General features: G+C 75.0%; 7 protein-coding genes. 3 read left to right on the top strand and 4 right to left on the bottom strand.

All coding sequences use genetic code 11. From position 1 onward, the window contains the following. The coding region (locus AB0J52_RS20015; protein ID WP_500183101.1) for an aldehyde dehydrogenase at window positions 1–1,311 on the bottom strand (1,311 nt) is incomplete at its 3' end. Window positions 1,312–1,425: 114 nt separating this feature from the next. Between AB0J52_RS20015 and AB0J52_RS20010 the strand changes: the two genes are divergently transcribed. After that, a complete protein-coding gene (locus AB0J52_RS20010; protein ID WP_500183100.1) occupies window positions 1,426–2,913 on the top strand; it encodes an aldehyde dehydrogenase family protein in 1,488 nt (495 codons plus the stop codon). Beyond that, window positions 2,910–3,623 carry a gamma-glutamyl-gamma-aminobutyrate hydrolase family protein gene (locus AB0J52_RS20005; RefSeq protein ID WP_500183099.1) on the top strand — a complete coding sequence of 238 codons (714 nt, stop codon included), beginning with the start codon at window positions 2,910–2,912 and terminating at the stop codon, window positions 3,621–3,623. The genes AB0J52_RS20010 and AB0J52_RS20005 overlap by 4 nt, the downstream gene beginning before the upstream one ends. An 82-nt stretch (window positions 3,624–3,705) precedes the next feature. On the opposite strand, the gene AB0J52_RS20000 is transcribed toward AB0J52_RS20005, so the two are convergent. After that, a complete protein-coding gene (locus AB0J52_RS20000) occupies window positions 3,706–4,383 on the bottom strand; it encodes a type 1 glutamine amidotransferase (protein ID WP_500183098.1) in 678 nt (225 codons plus the stop codon). Between the two features lie 150 nt (window positions 4,384–4,533). On the opposite strand from AB0J52_RS20000, the gene AB0J52_RS19995 reads away from it, so the two are divergent. Next, window positions 4,534–5,568, top strand: coding sequence for an LLM class flavin-dependent oxidoreductase (locus AB0J52_RS19995; RefSeq protein WP_500183097.1), 1,035 nt, complete (start codon window positions 4,534–4,536; stop codon window positions 5,566–5,568). 13 nt (window positions 5,569–5,581) lie between these two features. Here the strand turns inward: AB0J52_RS19995 and AB0J52_RS19990 are convergent, their stop codons facing one another. Next, window positions 5,582–5,788, bottom strand: coding sequence for a ferredoxin (locus tag AB0J52_RS19990; protein ID WP_500183096.1), 207 nt, complete (start codon window positions 5,786–5,788; stop codon window positions 5,582–5,584). Window positions 5,789–5,793: 5 nt separating this feature from the next. Further along, a complete protein-coding gene (locus tag AB0J52_RS19985; RefSeq protein WP_500183095.1) occupies window positions 5,794–7,038 on the bottom strand; it encodes a cytochrome P450 in 1,245 nt (414 codons plus the stop codon). Between the last annotated feature and the right edge of the window lie 476 nt (window positions 7,039–7,514).

Raw genomic sequence — 7,514 nt, 5'->3', positions numbered from 1 at the left:
GCAGTTCACCCAGACCGTCCCGGCGACCAGCCGGGCCGTGACGCGCTCGGCGCGCTCCGGCGATCCGGTCGCGACGGTGGCGGCGAGACCGAACTTGGTCTCGTTGGCCATCGCGACGGCCTGCTCTTCGGTGTCGAACGTCTGGAGGGTCAGGACGGGCCCGAAGACCTCCTCCGAGACGATCTCCGTGCCCGGGTTCGCGAACAGCGTCGGCCGGTAGTACAGGCCGCCGAGGTCGTCGTTCGGGCCGCCGCCGATGAGCGCGGACGCGCCGTCCGCCTTCGCCCGCTGGACGAAGCCGTCCACGCGCTCGAAGTGCTTGCGGTGGACCTGCGGGCCGATGTCGGTGGTCTCGTCGCGCGGGTCGCCCTGCTTGAGCCTGGACGCCTTCTCGATGAACCGCGCGGTGAACTCGTCCGCGACGGACGCCTCGACGAGCAGCCGCGTCGCGGCGAGGCAGACCTGCCCGGCGTTGTCGTACTGCTCGACGGCGAGGTCCACGGCGAGGTCGAGGTCGGCGTCGGCGAAGACCAGCAGCGGGGACTTGCCGCCGAGCTCCAGCGAGAGCGGGGTGAGGTTCGGGGCGGCCGCGGCGGCGATCGTCCGGGCGGTCGGGACCGAGCCGGTGAAGCTGATCCGGCGGACGTCCGGGTGGGCGGTCAGCGGGCCGCCGACCTGCGCGCCGTAGCCCTGGACGACGTTGAACACGCCGTCCGGGAGGCCGGCCTCGGCGGTGATGTCGGCCAGCAGGGACGCGGTCAGCGGCGTCCACTCGGCGGGCTTCAGCACGACCGTGTTGCCCGCCGCGAGCGCCGGGGCGATCTTCCAGGTGGCGAGCATCAGCGGCGCGTTCCACGGGGTGATCAGCGCGGAGACGCCGGCCGGGTCCCAGGAGACGTGGTTGGTGTGGCCGCGGGTCTCGAAGTCCTCGTGGCCGAGGTTCAGCAGCCAGTCGGCGAAGAACCGGAAGTTGTGCGCCACGCGCGGCATGACCCCGCGCCGGTGCGACCGGATCAGCGCGCCGTTGTCGTGCGTCTCGACCTGCGCGAGGTCCTCGATCCGCTTCTCCACGCCGTCGGCGATGGCGTGCAGCAGGCGGGCGCGCTCCTCGCGGGACGTGCGCGCCCAGGCGGGGAACGCCTTGCGCGCGGCGTCCACGGCGGCCTCGGCCTCGCGCGCGCCGCCGGAGGCGATCTCGGCGAGCGGCCGCTCGTCGATCGGCGACACGTCGGTGAACGTCCCGGCCGACGGGACGCGCTCACCGCCGATCCAGTGACCGGTGTCGACGGCGACACCCGCGATCGTTGCCACGGCACCTCCAGGTTGTTTGATGCCAAACAAGTTTGCGGACGGGAGTGACGGGGGTCAACCCCCACCCCTAACATTCGGGACCAAATGACATCCCCCGGACCCCGAGGAGGGACCGTGCCCGAGGTCTCCTACGAGGAGTGGCGCGCGCGGGCCGGCCGGCTCGTCCCGGCGACCGCGCACCGCATCGGCGGGGCGGACGCCCCGCAGTCCCCCGGCGACGCCTTCGACCTGGTCTCCCCCCGGGACGGCGAGGTGCTCGCGCGCGTCCCGTCCGCCGGGAAGGACGAGGTCGACCGCGCCGTCGCCGCCGCCCGCCGCGCGTTCGACGAGGGCCCCTGGCCCCGGATGGCCCCCGCCGAGCGCAAGGCCCACCTGCTGCGCTGGGCCGACCTGGTCGAGCGCGACCGCGCCGAGCTCGCCCTGCTCGTCTCGCTGGAGATGGGCAAGCCGATCGCCGAGGCGGACGGCATCGAGCTGCGCGCGGTGATCAACGGGCTGCGCTGGTACGCCGAGATCGCCGACAAGGGCCTGGACGAGGCGCCCCGCACCGCCCCCGGATCGCTGGCGCTGGTCACCCGCGAGCCCGCCGGCGTCGTCGCGGCGGTCGTCCCGTGGAACTTCCCGCTCACGATGGCCGTCTGGAAGCTCGGCCCCGCGCTCGCGGCGGGCTGCACGGCCGTGCTGAAGCCCGCCGAGGAGTCGCCGCTGTCGGCGCTGCGCCTGGCCGCCCTCGCCGACGAGGCGGGCCTCCCGCCGGGCGTCCTCAACGTCGTCAACGGGCCGGGCGAGGTCACCGGCCGCGCGCTCGGCGAGCACCCCGGCGTGGACGTCCTGGCGTTCACCGGGTCCACCGAGGTCGGACGGCACTTCCTGCGCTACGCCGCCGACTCCAACCTCAAGCGCGTCTGGCTGGAGCTGGGCGGCAAGTCCCCCAACATCATCCTGCCGGACGCCCCCGACCTGGACGCCGCCGCCGACACCGCCGCCTGGGGCATCTTCTTCAACGCCGGGGAGATGTGCACCGCGCCGTCCCGGCTGCTGGTGCACCGCGACGTCGCCGAGCGGGTCGTGGAGCGGATCGTCGCCCGCGCGGCCGCGCTGCGCGTCGGCGACCCGCTCGACCCGGCCACCGAGATGGGACCGCTCGTGTCGGCCCGGCACCGCGACCGCGTCCTGTCCTACGCCGACGCCGGACGCGCCGACGGGGCGTCGCTGCTGGCCGGGGGCTCGGCGATCGACCGGCCGGGGCACTTCGTGGAGCCCACGGTGTTCGGCGACGTCGCGCCGTCCATGCGGATCGCGCGCGAGGAGATCTTCGGCCCGGTGCTGTCGGTGCTGACCTTCTCCGACGCGGGCGAGGCCGTCCGGCTGGCCAACGACACCGACTACGGCCTCGCCGCCGCCGTCTGGACGTCCGACCTGTCCGCCGCGCACCGGATCTCCCGCGCCCTCCGCGCCGGGACGGTCTGGGTGAACTGCTACGAGGAGGGCGACTACAGCGTCCCGTTCGGCGGCGTGAAGCTGTCCGGGCACGGCCGCGACAAGTCGCTGCACGCGCTCGACAAGTACACCGACCTCAAGACCACCTGGATCGAGCTGTGAGCGCGGCGGGCCCGGGCCTGCGGCCGCTGATCGCGCTGCCCTGCCGGTTCTCCGAGTCGGCGTCCGCACTGCGCTACCGGGCCGAGGTGACCGCGCGGGCGCTGGCCGAGGCCGTCTGGCGCGGCGGCGGCGAGCCGTTCATGATGCACCCGGCCGCGCCCGAGGACGTCGCGTCGCGGCTGGCGCGCTGCGACGGCGTCCTGCTGCCGGGCGGCGGCGACCTGCACCCTCGGCACTACGGCGTCGCGGACGAGCACGAGACCCTCTACGACGTCGATGAGGAGCAGGACGCCTTCGACATCGCGGTGGCCCGGCACGCCCTGGACACCGGCCTGCCCCTGCTGGCGATCTGCCGGGGCCTCCAGGTCGTGAACGCCGTCCGCGGCGGGACGCTCCGCCAGCACATGGAGCCGGACCACCGGCACGTCGTCCACCCCGTGACCGCCACGCCCGGCTCGCTGCTCGCCAAGGTCACCGGCGGCGCGGAGCTGACCGCGTCCTGCTACCACCACCAGGCGGCGGAGACCCTCGGCACCGGGCTGGTCCCGGTCGCGCACGCGGCGGACGGCACCGTCGAGGCCGTCGAGCTGGAGGACGCGCGCGGCTGGTTCCTGGCCGTCCAGTGGCATCCGGAGGACACCGCGGGCGCCGACCCCGTCCAGCAGGCGCTGTTCACCGAACTGGCCGAGGCCGCCGCCCGCCACGCCTGACCGGACCTGACCCGTCCGGGCCGTCCGCGCTCCGCACCTGCGGACGGCCCGGGCTCGGGTCAGGCGGACGCCCGGACTCGGGTCAGGCGGTGGCGACGCGGGTGAGGAAGGCGTCGAGGAGGCCGTCCATCAGGGCGGCCGTCTCCCCGGCCCGGTCGTTGACCTCGGCGAGGACGGCGTCCGGGTCGTGGCCCGCCGCGCGCAGGATGGCCGTGCCGCCGCCCGCGAGCCACTGCTCCAGCAGCGGCGCGTTGATCTCCGGGTGGAACTGGACGCCCAGCGACCGGCCGATGGTGAACGCCTGCGGCGCGGAGTCGGTGCGGGCGATCGTGCGCGCGCCGGGCGGCGCGACCCACCGGTCGTCGTGGAACTGGAACCACGGCCCGGTCGGGACGAGCCCGGCGTCCTCGGTGTCGACCTTCACGAATCCGTGCTCGGAGTAGGCGGCGCGCTCGGTCCGGCCGCCGAGGGCGGTCGCCAGGAGCTGGCCGCCGAAGCAGACCCCGAACACCGGGACGCCCGCGGCGTGCGCGTCGCGGAGCAGCGCGAGCTCGGGCGCGATCAGCGGCCCGGTCTCCGGGGCGTGCGCGGACCAGGCCGACCCGAGCGGCGCGATCAGCCCGAATTCCCGGGGATCTGGCAGCTCGGTCCCGGCCTCCCGCACCACGTGGACCTCGCATTCCCAGCCGCGGGCGGCGAGCGCGAGCTGGAGCCCGTCGGCGGGGGCGGACGACTGGTGCTGGATGATCAGGGCGCGCATGCCGCACATCGTACGGCCCCGAACGATGTACAGACCAGGGCGTTCCCGGCAATCTGGGCGGGCCGCCCGGCCGGGTTCCCGGAGGCGGTGTGAGAAGGGACGCGCGGCGGGGCGGGAAGACGGGGCGGCGGGCGCGGGTTGGCACTGAGCATGAGTCTCCCGTTCTCCGTGCTCGATCTCGCGCCCGTCGCGTCCGGCTCCACGTCCGCGCAGGCGCTCCGCAACACCCTCGACCTCGCCCGGCACGCCGAGGACCTCGGCTACCACCGGTACTGGCTCGCCGAGCACCACACGATGCCGGGCATCGCGTCCTCGGCGACGGCGGTGCTGATCGGGCAGGTCGCGGCGGCCACCACGCGGCTGCGGGTCGGGTCCGGCGGGATCATGCTGCCCAACCACGCGCCGATGGTGGTGGCCGAGCAGTTCGGCACGCTGGAGGCGCTGTTCCCGGCCCGGATCGACCTGGGACTCGGCCGGGCGCCCGGCACCGACCCGGCGACCGCGCGGGCGCTGCGCCGCACCGCGAACCCGCTCTCGGTGGACGACTTCCCCGAGCAGGTGCACGAGCTGCGCGCCTACTTCGAGGACGGCGGGACCGTCACCCCCGCGGCGGGCAACCGGCCGCCGGTCTGGCTGCTCGGCTCCAGCGGCTACAGCGCCCAGCTCGCCGGGATGCTCGGCCTCCCGTTCGCGTTCGCGCACCACTTCAGCGCCGAGAACACGCTGCCCGCCCTCGCCCTGTACCGCGAGTCGTTCCGTCCCTCGGCGGACGGCCTGTCCGAGCCCTACGCGATGATCGCCGTCTCGGTCACGGCGGCGGCCGACGACGCCACGGCCGAACACCTGGCGCGTCCGCAGGCGCTGGCCCACTTGCGGCTGCGGCAGGGCCGTCCGGGGCTGCTGCCCTCCCCGGAGGAGGCCGACGCCTACCCGTACACGCTCCTCGACCAGGAAGTGATCCGCTCCCGGCAGGACGCGCAGGTCGTGGGCGGCCCCGAGACCGTCCGGCGGAAGATGGACGCGCTGGTCGAGGCGACGGCCGCCGACGAGGTCATGGTCACCACGATGGTCCACGACCACGCCGACCGCCGCCGCTCCTACGAGATCCTCGCCGGGCTGTACGGCCTGACCGGCCCGTCCGAGGACGCGCCGGACCGCCAGGAGGCGGGCGTGGCTCGCGGCTGACGCGTCCGCGCCGTCAGGGCGGCGTGTCCTCCTCCAGCGTCAGGACGGCGTTCGGGCACATCCGCGCGGCGGTCCGGACGCCCTCCCGCTGCTCCTCGGGCGGGTTCCCGACCAGCACGACGACCGTGCCGTCCTCGTCGGACTGGTCGAACACGTCGGGCGCGTGCAGGACGCACTGCCCCGCGCCCAGGCAGCGGTCGTGATCGGCGACGATCCGCATGGCGATCACTCCTCCCAGGCCACCGGCAGCCGGTGCACCCCGTAGATGGACATGTCGTGCCGCATGGGGATCCGGTCCGCCGGGACGGCCAGGCGCAGCCCCGGCAGGCCCTCGAACAGCGCGGTGAGCGCGATCCGCATCTCGACGCGGGCGAGCTGCTGGCCGAGGCACTGGTGGACGCCGTGCCCGAACGCGACGTGCTGCGACGGCGGCCTGGTGACGTCCAGCTCGTCCGGACGCTCGAAGTGCTCCGGGTCGCGGTTGGCGGCGGACAGGGAGAGCATCACCGTCTCGCCCCGGCGCACCCGGTGCCCGTGGATGACGACGTCCTCCATGGCCACCCGGGGCGCGCCGTGCTGGATGATCGTCAGGTACCGCAGCAGCTCCTCGACCGCGCGGTCGGCCGCGTCCGGGTTCTCCCGGAAGACGCGCAGCTGCTCCGGACGGGTGAGGAACGTGAGGACGCCCAGCGCCAGCTGGTTCGCGGTGGTCTCGTGCCCGGCGATGAGCAGCAGCCGCCCGATACCGCCGAGCTCGGCCGGGGTCAGGTCGTTCTCGGCGGTGATCAGCGCGCCGAGCAGCGCGTCGTCCGGTTCGCGGCGCTTGGCCTCGACGAGCTCGTCCATGTAGACCCCGAGCGCGTCCCTGGCCGCGTCGACCTGGTCCTGCGGCTCGGTCAGGCTGAGCGCGCTGGCCGCCCAGGTGTGGAAGCGGGCGCGGTCCGCGTACGGGACGCCGAGCAGCTCGCAGATCACCAGGGACGGGATCGGCAGCGTGAACGTCGGCACCAGGTCCGCGGGCGGCCCGGAGGCGCGGAGCGCGTCGAGGTGGTCGGCGACGATCCGCTCGACGCGCGGCGCGAGGGCCTGCATGCGGCGGGTGGTGAAGTACGGCGTGAGCAGCCGCCGCAGCCGGGTGTGCTCCGGCGGGTCCATGGTGAGCAGCACGCCCGCCCGGTCCTCGGCCCGGAAGGCGGGCCGCCGCACCGGCGACGAGGCGATGACCCGGTCGGCGCTGAACCGGCCGTCGGCGAGGACCGCCCGGACGTCCTCGTGCCGGGTGAGCAGCCAGCCCGCGGCGCCGTCCGGGAAGGCCAGCCGGGAGACCGGCGCCTCGCTCCGGAGCAGGCCGAGCCCGGGCGGCGGCTCCAGCGGGTCCTCCCGCCACGTCGGCAGGATGACCGCCGGCCGCTCCCCGGCGTCCGCCGCGCCCGCAGGCGCGGCTTGGAGAGGTGCGACGTCGGAGGTCACAACGTCAGACGTCCTGGCGTCAGAAGTGGTCGCGGCGTCGGAGGCCGCGGCGTCGGAGGCCGCGGCGTCGGAGGCCGCGGCTGAGGGAGTCGGTGCGGCGGGGGGCGGTGTGGAGGCGGGGGGCTGTGAGGCGCGCATGAGAGGGTCCCTTCCTCAGCGGGTTCGCGCTATGCCGCCGCGCCCCGGCGGACGGCTGCGGGCGGCCCGCCGGAGGCGGCCTCGCTCCGAACATAGGACCGTTCCGAGCAATACGCGAGGGTCCAGTGCGCACAGGTGGCCCGAAGGGGACGGAGGAGACGCCTTGGACGACCCCGCTGGTGGAGGCCGCCTTCCCGGCCCGGCGCCACCGCCACCAGGTCCATGGTCAGGCGCTCGTGGCCGGCCCTGGCCGATGTTCAGCCCGGTAAGCCCCGAGCGGTGGAACGGCAGCGCGGACGGGGCTCAGCCTGTGGGGCGGGCGTAGCGGCGGCTGCGGG

Source organism: Spirillospora sp. NPDC049652 (assembly GCF_040675125.1).
Taxonomy (GTDB): Bacteria; Actinomycetota; Actinomycetes; order Streptosporangiales; family Streptosporangiaceae; genus Spirillospora.
The sequence above is the reverse complement of the archived record's forward strand: the minus strand, read 5'-3'. Positions and strand labels throughout refer to the sequence as shown.